13 protein-coding genes are annotated in these 12,954 nt (G+C 65.1%); 7 read left to right on the plus strand and 6 right to left on the minus strand.

Going from position 1 to position 12,954, the window contains the following annotated elements; translation table 11 throughout:
* Nucleotides 1–657 precede the first annotated feature (657 nt).
* Together CAG00_RS20850 and CAG00_RS20855 are read left to right on the plus strand one after the other, a co-directional pair.
* The gene (locus CAG00_RS20850) at nucleotides 658–1,356 is read left to right on the plus strand and encodes a response regulator transcription factor (RefSeq protein ID WP_085590720.1); all 699 of its coding nucleotides are present in this window, start codon (nucleotides 658–660) and stop codon (nucleotides 1,354–1,356) included.
* Nucleotides 1,353–2,960, plus strand: coding sequence for an ATP-binding protein (locus tag CAG00_RS20855; protein WP_085590717.1), 1,608 nt, complete (start codon nucleotides 1,353–1,355; stop codon nucleotides 2,958–2,960). Before CAG00_RS20850 ends, CAG00_RS20855 begins: the two co-directional genes overlap by 4 nt.
* A gap of 3 nt (nucleotides 2,961–2,963) precedes the next feature.
* Here CAG00_RS20855 and CAG00_RS20860 read toward each other — a convergent pair whose 3' ends face one another.
* Nucleotides 2,964–3,665 carry a 4'-phosphopantetheinyl transferase gene (locus CAG00_RS20860; RefSeq protein ID WP_085619118.1) on the minus strand — a complete coding sequence of 234 codons (702 nt, stop codon included), beginning with the start codon at nucleotides 3,663–3,665 and terminating at the stop codon, nucleotides 2,964–2,966.
* A 190-nt stretch (nucleotides 3,666–3,855) separates the two neighbouring features.
* A complete protein-coding gene (locus CAG00_RS20865) occupies nucleotides 3,856–4,647 on the minus strand; it encodes a dienelactone hydrolase family protein (RefSeq protein WP_085665244.1) in 792 nt (263 codons plus the stop codon).
* A gap of 129 nt (nucleotides 4,648–4,776) precedes the next feature.
* Between CAG00_RS20865 and CAG00_RS20870 the strand changes: the two genes are divergently transcribed.
* The 4 genes from CAG00_RS20870 (at nucleotide 4,777) to CAG00_RS20890 (ending at nucleotide 9,285) form a co-directional block, all read left to right on the plus strand.
* Nucleotides 4,777–5,382 (plus strand): outer membrane beta-barrel protein, encoded by a 606-nt coding sequence (locus tag CAG00_RS20870; protein ID WP_013973837.1) that lies wholly within the window; start codon nucleotides 4,777–4,779, stop codon nucleotides 5,380–5,382.
* A gap of 150 nt (nucleotides 5,383–5,532) precedes the next feature.
* Nucleotides 5,533–6,210, plus strand: coding sequence for a response regulator (locus CAG00_RS20875; protein WP_025340281.1), 678 nt, complete (start codon nucleotides 5,533–5,535; stop codon nucleotides 6,208–6,210).
* Entirely contained in the window at nucleotides 6,207–7,553 is a 1,347-nt protein-coding gene (locus CAG00_RS20880; protein WP_085665245.1) for an ATP-binding protein, read from the plus strand. Before CAG00_RS20875 ends, CAG00_RS20880 begins: the two co-directional genes overlap by 4 nt.
* 409 nt (nucleotides 7,554–7,962) lie before the next feature.
* The gene (locus CAG00_RS20890) at nucleotides 7,963–9,285 is read left to right on the plus strand and encodes a dicarboxylate/amino acid:cation symporter (protein WP_025340279.1); all 1,323 of its coding nucleotides are present in this window, start codon (nucleotides 7,963–7,965) and stop codon (nucleotides 9,283–9,285) included.
* Nucleotides 9,286–9,519: 234 nt separating this feature from the next.
* Here the strand turns inward: CAG00_RS20890 and tsaA are convergent, their stop codons facing one another.
* The 4 genes from tsaA to CAG00_RS20910 form a co-directional block, all read right to left on the minus strand.
* The gene (gene tsaA / locus CAG00_RS20895; protein WP_085665247.1) at nucleotides 9,520–10,212 is read right to left on the minus strand and encodes a tRNA (N6-threonylcarbamoyladenosine(37)-N6)-methyltransferase TrmO; all 693 of its coding nucleotides are present in this window, start codon (nucleotides 10,210–10,212) and stop codon (nucleotides 9,520–9,522) included.
* Between the two features lie 6 nt (nucleotides 10,213–10,218).
* Nucleotides 10,219–10,680, minus strand: coding sequence for a DUF1456 family protein (locus tag CAG00_RS20900; protein WP_013973832.1), 462 nt, complete (start codon nucleotides 10,678–10,680; stop codon nucleotides 10,219–10,221).
* Nucleotides 10,681–10,728: 48 nt separating this feature from the next.
* Complete coding sequence (locus tag CAG00_RS20905; protein WP_085665248.1) at nucleotides 10,729–11,439, minus strand: rRNA pseudouridine synthase; 711 nt, start codon at nucleotides 11,437–11,439, stop codon at nucleotides 10,729–10,731.
* 77 nt (nucleotides 11,440–11,516) lie between these two features.
* Complete coding sequence (locus tag CAG00_RS20910) at nucleotides 11,517–11,969, minus strand: GNAT family N-acetyltransferase (RefSeq protein ID WP_025340277.1); 453 nt, start codon at nucleotides 11,967–11,969, stop codon at nucleotides 11,517–11,519.
* A 200-nt stretch (nucleotides 11,970–12,169) separates the two neighbouring features.
* Between CAG00_RS20910 and CAG00_RS29145 the strand changes: the two genes are divergently transcribed.
* Nucleotides 12,170–12,829 (plus strand): hypothetical protein, encoded by a 660-nt coding sequence (locus CAG00_RS29145; RefSeq protein ID WP_256579071.1) that lies wholly within the window; start codon nucleotides 12,170–12,172, stop codon nucleotides 12,827–12,829.
* The last annotated feature ends 125 nt before the right edge of the window (nucleotides 12,830–12,954 follow it).

Consider the following 12,954-nt stretch of genomic DNA (forward strand, 5'->3'; position numbering starts at 1 on the left):
GGCCGAAGTCAAAGGTTCTGGGCCGGGCCCAAAAACTGTTGCTGATGGATGCCAGGCCTGGCCTGTAACACCCATACCCGAACAAGGCCCTGGAAGGGCTTGCCTCGGTCGCCTCCGCAGGAGCGGTTTGGCTGCTGGAATCACTTGAAGTTCACCCGAAAAAATCGCTTGATTTTGCGGGTTGACTTTTGTGTGTGATTTTGCACGAACCCCTATATCTAGTGGTTCGCTGCGATCGGGATACAAGATAATGCGGTATCGGGGGCTTTGCAAGGCGAGCGCCTGTGGATAACTTGTGCGTACTTTGTGAGTGAATGGTGGGTATTCGCTGTAGGCCTTGTGCCAAGTGGTTTGCAGTATTTTTCTGCGCCTTGCTGCCCCGGGGCAGAATTTTTCGGGCGCGAACCCTATCACAAAAAACGGTTCAGTCTAGGGGCTGCTGGCAGGTTGGCAGTACCGGATGGCAGCCGTAGTATTCCCAGGGGATGTTGCTTTTTGGTTAAAGGGTTATGTTGCCTGTGCTGGCCCTTTCGCGGGTGAACCCGCTCCCACAGGTATTGCACAGGCTTCGAAAGCGGCTCGGTCCCTGTGGGAGCGGGTTCACCCGCGAAGGGGCCGGCACAGGCCACAGAAAAACAACAAACAAAGGCACAAGCCATGGACCACCCCGCACCCCGCATCCTCATCGTCGAAGACGACCAGCGCCTGGCCGAGCTCACCGCCGAGTACCTGCAGGCCAACGGCTACGAAGTCAGCGTCGAGGGCGATGGCGCGCGCGCCGCGCGGCGCATCGTCGACAGCCAGCCCGACCTGGTCATTCTCGACCTGATGCTGCCCGGCGAGGACGGCCTGAGCATCTGCCGCCGAGTGCGCAGCCAGTACCCCGGCCCGATCCTCATGCTGACCGCCCGCAGCGATGAACTCGACCAGGTCCAGGGCCTGGACCTGGGGGCCGACGACTACGTCTGCAAACCCGTACGCCCACGCCTGCTGCTGGCACGCATTCAGGCCCTGCTGCGCCGCAGCGAAGCACCGGACAGCAAGCGCCAGGACCTGGCCTTCGGCGCGCTGCGCATCGACAATCGCCTGCGCGAGGCGCGTCTGGGGGAACAGCTGATCGAGCTGACCGGCGCCGAATTCGACCTGCTCTGGCTGCTGGCCAGCAACGCCGGGCGGGTGCTGACGCGCGAGCAGATCTTCACCGCGCTACGTGGCGTCGGCTACGACGGCCAGGACCGCTCCATCGACATACGCATCTCCAGGATCCGCCCCAAGATCGGCGACGACCCGCTCCAGCCAAGGCTGATCAAGACCCTGCGCAGCAAGGGCTACCTGTTCGTCGGCGAGGCCCCATGAACAACTCGATCTTCCTGCGCATCTATGGCGGCATGCTGGCCGTGCTGGTGCTGGTGGCCCTGCTCGGGGTGCTCAGCCTGCACCTGGTCAACGAAGTACGTGCCGCCCAGCACCGCGAGGGCCTGGCCCAGGGTACCTTCAGCCTGATGGCCGACAACCTGGCGCTGCAGAACGACACCGAGCGCAAGCGCTCGCTGCTGATCTGGGAGCGCCTGCTCGGCGTGCCACTGGCGCTGCAACCGATGACCGCGCGCACACTCGATGGCGGCCAGCGGGCGCGCCTGTACCGCGGCCTGGTGGTGGTCGAGAAGACCGGCCCGCATGCGGCCCAGGTGCTGCGCAAGGTCGGCCAGGAAGACCTGATGCTGGTAGCGCAGATCAAACAGATCAGCGAGCAACTGGCGCGGGCCACCCTCTATCTGTTGGCCGACGAACTGGTGCGCTACCCGGTGACCGAACAGCAGCAGCGCCTGGCGCAGATCAAGAAAGAAAAGGGCTTCGGCTTTGGCGTGGCCCTGCAGCGCATCGAGCGGGTGAGCCTGGACGATGACCAGCGGCGCCGGGTCGAGGAGGGCGACACGGTCATGGCCCTGGGCAAGGATGGTGACTCGATCCGCGTGTTCGCCGGGCTGGCGGGTTCGCCCTGGGTGCTGGAAATCGGCCCGCTGTACCAGCTCAACCCGTATCCGCCGCAGTTGCTGGTCCTGATCACCTTTCTTGGCCTGTGCCTGATCGGCCTGGTGGTCTACCTGCTGGTGCGCCAACTGGAGCGGCGTGTGTCGGGCCTGGAGATTGCCGCCACGCGCATCGCCCAGGGCAGCCTGGACACCCGTGTGCCGGCCGGCGATGCCGACTCGGTGGGGCGCCTGGCCGCGGCCTTCAACGGCATGGCCGAGCACCTGCAGCGCTCGCTGACCATGCAGCGCGAGCTGGTGCGGGCGGTTTCCCACGAGCTGCGCACGCCGGTGGCACGCCTGCGCTTTGGCCTGGAGATGATCGAAAGTGCCACCACCGAGCAGGCCCGCGCCAAGCACCTGGCGGGCATGGACGGCGATATCCAGGACCTCGACAAGTTGGTCGACGAGATGCTCACCTACGCCCGCCTGGAGCAGGGCGCACCGGCGCTGAAGTTCGAGCGGGTAGACCTGGACGCCTTGCTCGACCGGGTGATCGAAGAGCTTGCGCCGCTGCGTGCCGAGGTACGGGTGGTGCGTGGTGAGTGCCAGGGCGCCGATGGCGAAGGCGCCTGGGTCGAGGCCGAACCGCGCTACCTGCACCGGGCCCTGCAGAACCTGGTGGGCAACGCCATGCGCCACGCAGAGGCCGAGGTGCGCCTGAGCTACCAGTTGGGGCAGCAACGCTGTCGCATCGACGTGGAGGATGACGGCCCGGGCATCCCCGAGGGCGTCTGGGACCGCATCTTCACACCGTTCACCCGCCTCGACGACAGCCGTACCCGCGCCTCGGGCGGGCATGGCTTGGGCCTGTCTATCGTGCGGCGGATCATCTACTGGCACGCGGGGCGGGCCACGGTGGGGCGCAGCGCCGCGCTGGGCGGTGCCTGCTTCAGCCTGAACTGGCCACGGCAGCAGGCACCGTTGTGACGGTCAGACGCTGACCAGGCTGAGCAGGTGGCCGTCCTGCAGGCAGAACTGGCCCTGCAGTTCGGCGCCATGCCGCCACTGCGGCGACAGGTCGGTGAGCAGGCGCAGGCGGGCCAGGCCTTCGGCGGACCAGTCCAGCACTTCGGCGTGCTCGAAGTAGAAGCGCTGGCGGGTCAGCGGGTAGAGCGTCTTGAACAGGCTTTCCTTCAGCGAGAAGGTCAGGGTGACGGCAAGGCCGAGCTGGCGGCGGTCCAGGCGCTCGAGTTCGGGCGGGGTGAGGATTTCGCCCATCAGCCGCTCGGCACGCTGGTCATCCAGCAGTGCTTCCTGATCCAGGCCCAGGCCCTGGCAACTGCCCTCGGCAGCAACCACGGCGGCAGCCCAGCCTTTGCCGTGGGTGATCGAGCCGTGGATGCCGGCGGGCCAGATGGGCGAACGGTCCTCGTGGGTACCGGGCACGTAGTCACGGCCGTCCAGGCGCTGCAGCGCGGCGCGGGCACATACCCGGCCGGCCAGGTACTCGGCCTGACGCTTGGCCACCGAGCGCTGCAGGCTGGCGCCTGGCACGACGCCGGCGCGCTGGAAGTCGTCGGGTGCCAGGCGGGCGGGGTCGAAGTAGCAACTGACCAGCACCGCGCCGGGTAGTGGGCGGGGCAGGGGCCAGTGGTGCTGGAGCGGGGCGCAGCAGGCGGGGAGTGTGTTCATGGGGGGTATTGTGCCAGCTGTACGGGCACTAAGGGAGCCAGCGTGGCAATGCATCCTTGTGGGAGCGGCCTTGCGTCGCGAAAGGGGCGCGCAGCGCCCCCCGGCGATTTTGCAGAACTGCTGAGATCCTGGGGCCGCTTTGCGCCCCTTTCGCGACGCAAGGCCGCTCCCACATCGGCCCCGGCACTCCTTACTTGAACACCTTCTTGAAGAACGCCTGCATATCCGCCCAGGAACTGGCATCCGCCGCCTGGTCATAGGCAATATCCGGCCCGCCATGTTCACCGTGCCCCATGCGGTCCGAATCCGGGTTGCTGAACCCGTGCTTGGCCCCGGGAATACTGACGAACTGGTAATTGACCTTGGCTGCATCCATTTCCGCCTTGAACGCTTCCACCTGCTGCTCGGTCACCAGGGTGTCCGCCGCACCATGCTCCACCAGGATATCGGCCCGCACCACGCCCGGCCTGGCCGGTGTCTGCGTGCCCAGCGGGGCGTGGAAGCTCACCACGCCATCGAGCTTTTCCCCTCGCCGCGCGGCATCCAGCGCTACCTTGCCGCCAAAGCAGTAACCCACTGCCCCCAACTGGTGCTTGTTGGTATTGGGCTGCAGCTTGAGCAGCTCCAGGCCGGCATCGAAGCGCCGCTCCGCGGCCTTGGGGTCTTTCGTCGCCGCTGTCATGAACGCCTTGGCGTCGGCAGGGTGTTCGGTTTGCTTGCCGTCGCCATACATGTCGATGGCCAGCGCGTTGTAGCCCAGCGCCGCAAGCTCGCGGGCGCGGCGCTTGACGTAGTCGTTCAGCCCCCACCACTCATGCACCACGACGATGCCGGGGCGCTTGCCTTCGATGGCGTCGTCATAGGCGTAGTAGCCGACCAGGCGGTTGCCGTCGGCGTCCTGGTAGGGGATCTCGCGGGTTTGTACCGCCGCTTGGGCGAGGGCGGCGCTGCACATCAGGGTCAAGGCCAGCAGGGCGCGCATGGTCACTACTCCTTGTTCTGCAAACGGTTCGTTCAGCCGAGGTTCAGCCAGGGTTCAGTCGCGGTTCAGGGTGCCCTGCTTACTCTAGCTTCCAGACCGAAACAGCGCACTCAACTGGAGTATCCAGCCATGAAAACCTTCAACACCCTGCTTGCCGCCATGGCCGTCTGCGCCGCTGGCATCACCACTGCCCAGGCCGCTGACGACAACTTCGCCAGCCTGACCTACGGCCAGACCAGCGACAAGGTTCGCAAGTCCGGCCTGCTGCAGCGCAACACCGACCACCTCAACGCCGACGGCATCATCGGCAAGGACGACACCTGGGGCGTGCGCGTGGGCAAGATCAATGACCAGGGCCGCTACTACATGACTTACGACAATGTCTCGGGCGACCACAGCGGCCTGAAGCTGCGCCAGGAAAACCTGCTGGGCAGCTACGACCTGTTCCTGCCGGTGGGTGACACCACCAAGCTGTTCGGCGGCGGCAGCCTGGGCGTGACCAAGCTGACCCAGGACTCCCCGGGTGCCAGCCGGGATACCGACTACGGTTACGCGTATGGCCTGCAGGCCGGCGTGATCCAGGACATCACCGACAAGGCTTCGGTGGAACTGGGCTATCGTTACCTGCGTACCAACGCCGCCACCGAAGTGGGTGCGCACGGCGGGCCGAAGGACGGCACCCTGCGCCTGACCAGCAGCGCGCAGACCTACCTGGCTGCAAGCTACAAGTTCTGACGGGCGAGCCGGGTTATCCTGTACCGGCCTCTTCGCGGGTAAACCCGCTCCCACAGGGATCGCGCAGTTCTTCAAACCTGTGCAGTACCTGTGGGAGCGGGTTTACCCGCGAAAGGGCCGGTACAGGCAATACATATCAAGGAGCTGCACATGAAACTGCTGGTGGTCGAGGACGAAGCCCTGCTTCGCCATCACCTCTACACCCGCCTGGGCGAAAGCGGCCATGTGGTCGAGGCGGTCGCCGATGCCGAGGAGGCGCTGTACCAGGCCGGGCAATACCACTTCGACCTGGCCATCATCGACCTGGGCCTGCCTGGCATCAGCGGGCTGGAGCTGATCACGCGCCTGCGCAGCCAGGACAAGACCTTCCCCATTCTCATCCTCACCGCCCGCGGCAACTGGCAGGACAAGGTCGAGGGCCTGGCCGCCGGTGCCGACGACTACCTGGTCAAGCCGTTCCAGTTCGAAGAACTCGAGGCACGCCTGAACGCCCTGCTGCGCCGCTCCAGCGGCTTCACACAGTCGACCATTGCCGCCGGCCCGCTGGTGCTCGACCTCAACCGCAAGCAGGCGACGCTGGACGAGCAGCCCCTGGCCCTGACCGCCTACGAATACCGCATCCTCGAATACCTCATGCGCCATCACCAGCAGGTGGTGGCCAAGGACCGCCTGATGGAGCAGCTGTACCCGGGTGACGAGGAACGCGACCCCAATGTCATCGAAGTGCTGGTCGGCCGCCTGCGGCGCAAGCTCGAGGGCGAGCACGGCTTCAAACCGATCGACACCGTGCGCGGCCTGGGCTACCTGTTCACCGAGCGCTGCCGATGATCCGTTCGCTGCGGGTGCGCCTGATGCTGGCGGCCGCGGTGCTGGCGCTGCTGTTCATGCTGGCGCTGCTGCCGGCCTTGCAGAAGGCCTTCAGCCTGGCCCTGCAGGAGTCGATCGAACAACGCCTGGCCTCGGATGTGACCACGCTGATTTCCGCTGCGCGCATCGAGCACGGCCAACTGCAGATGCCTACGCTGCTGCCGGACGAGCGTTACAACCTGCCGTACACCGGCCTGCTCGGCTATATCTTCGACCGCGACGGCAAGCTGGTCTGGCAGTCGCGGGCAACCGCCGCGCAGAACGTCAACTACCGCCCGCGCTACGACGGCCGAGGCAACGAATTCGCCCGCATTCACCAGGCCGATGGCGAAGAGTTCTTCGTCTATGACGTCGAGATCAAGCTGCTGGGTGGCCAGAGCGCCGCCTACAGCATCGTTGCCCTGCAACCGGTGCGCGAATACCAGCACACCCTCGATGGCCTGCGCGAAAAGCTCTACCTGGGTTTTGGCGCGGCCTTGCTGGCGCTGCTGGTGCTGCTGTGGGCCGGCCTGACCTGGGGCCTGCGTTCGTTGCGCCGGCTCAGCCGCGAGCTGGACGACGTGGAGTCGGGCGTGCGGGATGGCCTGAGTGGCGAACACCCACGGGAGCTGCTGCGCCTGACCGGCTCGCTGAACCGCCTGTTGCGCAGCGAGCGCGAGCAGCGTCAGCGCTACCGTGATTCGCTCGATGACCTGGCGCACAGCCTGAAGACGCCGCTGGCGGTGTTGCAGGGGGTGGGCGAAAGCCTGCAGCAGCGTAGCGGCGAGCGCGAGCAGGCGCGCGTGCTGCAGAGCCAGATCGAGCGCATGAGCCAGCAGATCGACTACCAGCTGCAACGCGCCAGCCTGCGCAAGAGCGGCCTGGTACGCCACAGCGTGTTGCTGCGGCCGTTGCTCGAAAGCCTGTGCAGCACCTTGGCCAAGGTGTACCGGGACAAGCGGGTGGATGTGACGCTGCAACTGCCCGATGCGGCGCAGGTGCCGATGGAGCAGGGCGCGTTGCTGGAGCTGCTGGGCAACCTGCTGGAGAACGCCTACCGCCTGAGCCTGGGCCAGGTGCGCGTAAGCCTGGAGCAGGCGCCTGGGCAGTTGACCTTGTGCATCGAGGACGACGGGCCGGGGGTGCCGGCGGACCAGCGTGAGCGGATTCTGGAGCGTGGGGAGCGGCTGGACAGCCAGCACCCGGGGCAGGGGATCGGGCTGGCGGTGGTCAAGGATATCGTCGACAGCTATGACGCCGAGCTGAGCCTGGGGGATTCTCCTCTGGGGGGCGCTGCGTTCAGGATCACCTTCAACCTCGAGTGATTTGCTGGCTTGGCCGGCCTCTTCGCGGGTAAACCCGCTCCCACAGGGGGCGCACTGCACTCGACCCTGTGCGGTTCCTGTGGGAGCGGGTTTACCCGCGAAGAGGCCGGCACAGGCAACTACAATGGGCGGATTCCCGCCAATGCCCCTGTACAAATCCCGCCATCGGGCGGAAATCCGCCAGCCTTCCTCAGGCAAACCGCCCCGTCGTTGGGCGTTTATCCCTCGCAAATACGGCCTTTGCACCCTTGGTGGGCATTTTGGCACCACCCTTGCTATTGATCCTCGCAGAGGCCTGCCCAGGCAGCTCGAACACAACGACAAATCCCTCCAGGTGCAGGAGGGTTAGCGATTCAGGTGCCCCATCGCCCTGGGAAGGGTGAACCGGCACACTTGAGGAAAATTAGCCATGACGACACGTCAGCCGCTGTACAAATCCCTGTATGTCCAGGTGTTGGTCGCCATCACCATCGGCATCCTGCTCGGCCACTACTACCCAGAGACCGGCGTCGCCCTCAAACCCTTGGGTGACGGCTTCGTCAAACTGATCAAGATGGTCATCGCCCCGATCATCTTCTGTACCGTGGTCAGCGGCATCGCCGGCATGCAGAGCATGAAGTCGGTCGGCAAGACCGGCGGCTACGCGCTGCTGTACTTTGAAATCGTCTCCACCATCGCCCTGATCATCGGCCTCGTCGTCGTCAACGTGGTCAAGCCGGGCGCTGGCATGCACATCGACGTCAGCACCCTGAACGCCAGCAGCGTGGCTGCCTACGCGGCCGCCGGCGCGCAGCAGACCACTGTCGGCTTCCTGCTCAACGTCATCCCCAACACCGTGGTCGGCGCCTTCGCCAACGGCGACATCCTGCAAGTGCTGATGTTCTCCGTGCTGTTCGGCTTCGCCCTGCACCGCCTGGGCAGCTACGGCAAGCCGGTGCTGGACATGATCGACCGCTTCGCCCATGTCATGTTCAACATCATCAACATGATCATGAAACTGGCCCCGGTCGGTGCCTTCGGTGCAATGGCCTTCACCATCGGCCAGTACGGCGTTGGCTCGCTGGTGCAACTGGGCTACCTGATGGCCTGCTTCTACATCACCTGCCTGCTGTTCGTGCTGGTGGTGCTGGGCGGTATCTGCCGCGCCCACGGTTTCAGTGTCCTCAAGCTGATCCGCTACATCCGTGAAGAACTGCTGATCGTGCTGGGTACTTCCTCCTCGGAGTCGGCCCTGCCACGCATGCTGGCCAAGATGGAGCGCCTGGGTGCGAAGAAGTCGGTGGTTGGTCTGGTGATCCCGACCGGTTACTCGTTCAACCTCGATGGCACCTCGATCTACCTGACCATGGCTGCGGTGTTCATTGCCCAGGCCACCGACACCACCATGGACATCACTCACCAGATCACCTTGCTGCTGGTGCTGCTGGTGGCCTCCAAGGGTGCTGCCGGTGTTACCGGTTCGGGCTTCATCGTACTGGCCGCCACCCTGTCGGCCGTTGGCCACCTGCCGGTTGCCGGCCTGGCGCTGATCCTCGGCATCGACCGCTTCATGTCCGAAGCCCGCGCCCTGACCAACCTGGTTGGCAACGCCGTTGCCACCGTGGTTGTGGCCAAGTGGGTGAAGGAAATGGACAACGACAAGCTGGCATCGGAGCTGGCCTCCGGTGGTGCGCCGCTGGTCGATACCCGTCCGACCGACGACCTGGGCGTGGCTGAAGGCCCGGCTCGCTGATCGCGGGATGGTGAAAAGAAAAAGGCGACCTCAGGGTCGCCTTTTTCATGTGCCTTCATACCTGTGCGCGGTCCTCTGTAGGAGCGGCCTTGTGTCGCGAAAGGGCTGCGTAGCAGCCCCGGCAACCTTGCAGGATGGCCGAGATCCTGGGGCCCCTACGCGCCCCTTCCGCGACACAAGGCCGCTCCTACAAGGGACCGCGTACAGGCGCGAAGACCGCGTACAGTCCAGAGGTCAGGCCAGCACCACCTCCAGCACCCGGATCACGTCCGGTTGCGGGTAGTGCCAGCGCACCTGGACATCCCAGAACTTCACCCCATACACCCGCTCGGCCGGCGGCACCTGGTAGGCCGGCCGTGGGTCCTGCGCCAGGCACTGCTCGATCAGCTCCACCAGCGGTTCACCCAGGCGCAGTGCATGTTCGCGAGCCTGGGGCAGGGCATTGTCGCCCCACTGCACGGCGATCGCGGCGGGCGCTTGGCTGGCCATCTGGTTGCTGGCGCCAGCGATGCTATCGGCGTATGGCACATACGGCTTGATGTCCAGCACCGGCGTACCGTCGAGCAGGTCGATGCCAGACAACAGCAGGCGCCCTGGCTCCACGCCTTCCAGGCGTACCACCGACTGGCCGATGCCATTGGGCCGGTGAGTGGCGCGGGTAGCGAACACACCCATGCTCTTGTTGCCACCCAGGCGCGGTGGCCGCACTTTCAGGCGGGGTTTGTCTTCCAGTGCCTGGTGGAACAGGAACAGCAGCCAGACATGGCTGACCTGCTCCAGCCCCTCGACCGCATCGCCCTGGTCGAACGGTGGCAGCAGCTCGAGCACGCCGCGTGCGGCGGGCGCCAGTTGCGGCTGGCGCGGGATGGCGAACTTCTCCTTGAAACAGGAGCGGATGATGCCGACCGGGGTAACCGTATGCTGCATGGCCAATCAGCCGCGCACGCGCAGGGTCAGGCCCTTGAGGAAGTTGCGCAGCAGCTGGTCGCCGCAAGGGCGGTAGTTGTCATGGCCGGCCTTGCGGAACAGCGCGCTGAGCTCGGGTTTGCTGACCGGGAAGTTGACCGACTTGAGGATCGCATGCAGGTCATCTTCCTTGAGCTCGAAGGCCACCCGCAGCTTCTTGAGGATGAGGTTGTTGGTTACCGGCAGCTCGATCGGCTGCGGCGGGCGGCTGTCATCCTTGCCGCGGCGGTGGATCACCAGGCCGTCGAGAAAGTGCGCCATGACCCGTTCCGGGCACCGCACGAAGCCTTCCTCGTCTTCCTTCTTCAGGTAGGTGGCCAGCACCAGGGGATGCACGTCGAGGCCGGATAGCCCGATGATTTCGGCCATCTTGGCGTCATTCACCTTGAGCATGTAGCGCAGGCTGCGCAGGACGTCGTTGTGGTTCATTGTTGCAGAATCCTGTTCAGGTGCCGCACCTGTGGCGCGGCGTATTGCTTAGAAACGTTCGGTAGTGGCCAGGTAGCGCCACTGGCCCAGGGGCAGCTTGCCCATCGACACGCCACCCAGGCGAATGCGGCGCATGCCTACCAGCTCCAGGCGCAGGTAGGCGCACAGCTCGGCGATCTGCCCTGGCTGCGGGTTTTTCAGGGCCATGCGCAGGTGGGTTTCGTTCTGCCAGCTGGCCTTGGCTTTAGGCAGCTCGCGGTCATTGCGGGTGGCACCACGCGCCAGGCGTTCCAGCGCCTGGGGCGTGGTCTCGCCGCGCACTTCAACGATGAATTCCTGTTCCAGGCGGCGCAGGTCGGCGTCGATCTTGCGGGTTACCCGCCAGTCCTGGGTGAATACCTGCAGGCCGCTGGCACCGCGCTCCAGCGGCGCCACGCAGGCCTGCCGGGCAAAATGCCCGTGCAGTGCGCGCACGCCTTCGCGGTGGGCTTCGCTGAGGCTGCTCATGTTCATGCTGGCGCGGGCGGTTTCGCTGTCCACGCTGGCCGGCTGGTTCAGCAGCAGGGTTACCGGTTCCAGCGTTTCGGCACGGGCACCCGGCAGCAGTTCGACGCGCTGCTGCTCGACCTTGAACTGCGGTTGCTCGACCACCACGCCATCGACCGTGACCCAGCCGCCCTCGATATACAGCTCGGCCTCGCGGCGGGAGCAGCCAAGCTGCTCGATAAGGCGTTTGGACAGGCGGACGGGTTCGGACATGACGGCAATTCGCAAAGGCAGGGAAAGACCTGCATTGTACCTGCCCGCGCGGCAGAGGGGCTGGGAATCTGTGTCATTTACGCCGTTTTGCGCAGGCGCATGTGCAGCAGCGGGTAGGGTTGCCCCAGGCCGTCGGTTTCCGAACGGCCGATCACCTCGAAGCCCTCATGCAGGTAGAAGCCCAAGGCTTGCGGGTTCTGTTCGTTGACGTCCAGGCGCTCGGCATTCAGTTCGTCGATCGCATAGTGCAGCAGGCGCTTGCCAACCCCTTTGCCACGGTACTTCGGTGCGACGAACAGCATGTCCACGCGCCCGTTGGCGACCCCGGCGAAGCCGCAGATGCGCTGGCGGTCCTTGCAGCAGATCAGCATCACTGCATCGAGGTAGCGACGCAGCACCTGGTCGCGCAGCAAGACGATGTAGCAATCCGGCAGGAAGTCGTGGGTGGCGCGTACCGAGTCCTCCCACACCTGTACCAGTTCGCCGTAGTCACTCAAGCGCGGGGTTTGCAGCGTCAGTACCGAATGCATGCCGGTGTTCCTCCATGACGATAAGGCAAACATAGCAGGCCAACCACCGGTCGGCTTCTCCGTGCGCTGCTTGAACCTCGGGGTTTGGCGGTCTATTACTTTCCCGTGGGAAAAATTCCCACGCAATGAAAAGCAAGAACCGAACACAGGATTCCCGGCTTGATTTGGCGTTTCTCATGGCGACGACCTGGAGACGAAATATGCAAATACATGTGCTGTTCAAAAAGGCGCTATTGGCGGTTGCCGTTGCTGGCGTGCTGTCGACTTCCATCGTTCTGATCCCGGACTCGATATCCAATGGCTCCAGCGCCTACGCCAAGGATGGTGGTGGCGGTGGTGGTCACGGAGGTGGTGGCGGCCACGGTGGTGGTGGAGGTGGTCACGGTGGCGGCGGTGGCGGCCACGGTGGTGGCGGCGGTGGCCATGGTGGTGGCGGCGGTGGTCACGGTGGCGGCGGTGGCGGCCATGGCGGTGAAGGCGGCGGCCACGGCGCTGGCGGGGATGGAGATGGCCATGCCGGCAACAGTGGGCGCGGCCATGACGGCTCCTCGAACTCTGGGCGCAGCGGCAACCACGCTGAAGCGGGTGATGATCATGGCAATCACGTTGGCGGTGAGCCTGGGGACGATCACGGCAATCACGTTGGCGGTGAGCCCGGTGACGATCATGGCAATCACGTTGGCGGTGAGCCCGGGGACGATCATGGCAATCATGTTGGCGGTGAGCCTGGCGATGACCATGGCAATCACGTTGGTGGTGAACCTGGTGATGATCGTGGCGACCATCTGGGTGGCGAACCGGGTGATGACCGCGGTGAGCATGCCGCAGGCGAACCGGGTGATGACAACAGCAGGAGCTGACTGGCTCTGAACGGTCTCATGCAGTGCCCACGGGGCGGGCCTGCATGAGGCCGGGTTCGGATACACGGCAGCCCACTCAACGCGAATGCAATGAGCGCCGACGACTATCCCTCATCTCGTCAGGG

This window comes from Pseudomonas sp. B5(2017) (assembly GCF_002112825.1).
GTDB lineage: Bacteria > Pseudomonadota > Gammaproteobacteria > Pseudomonadales > Pseudomonadaceae > Aquipseudomonas > Aquipseudomonas putida_Z.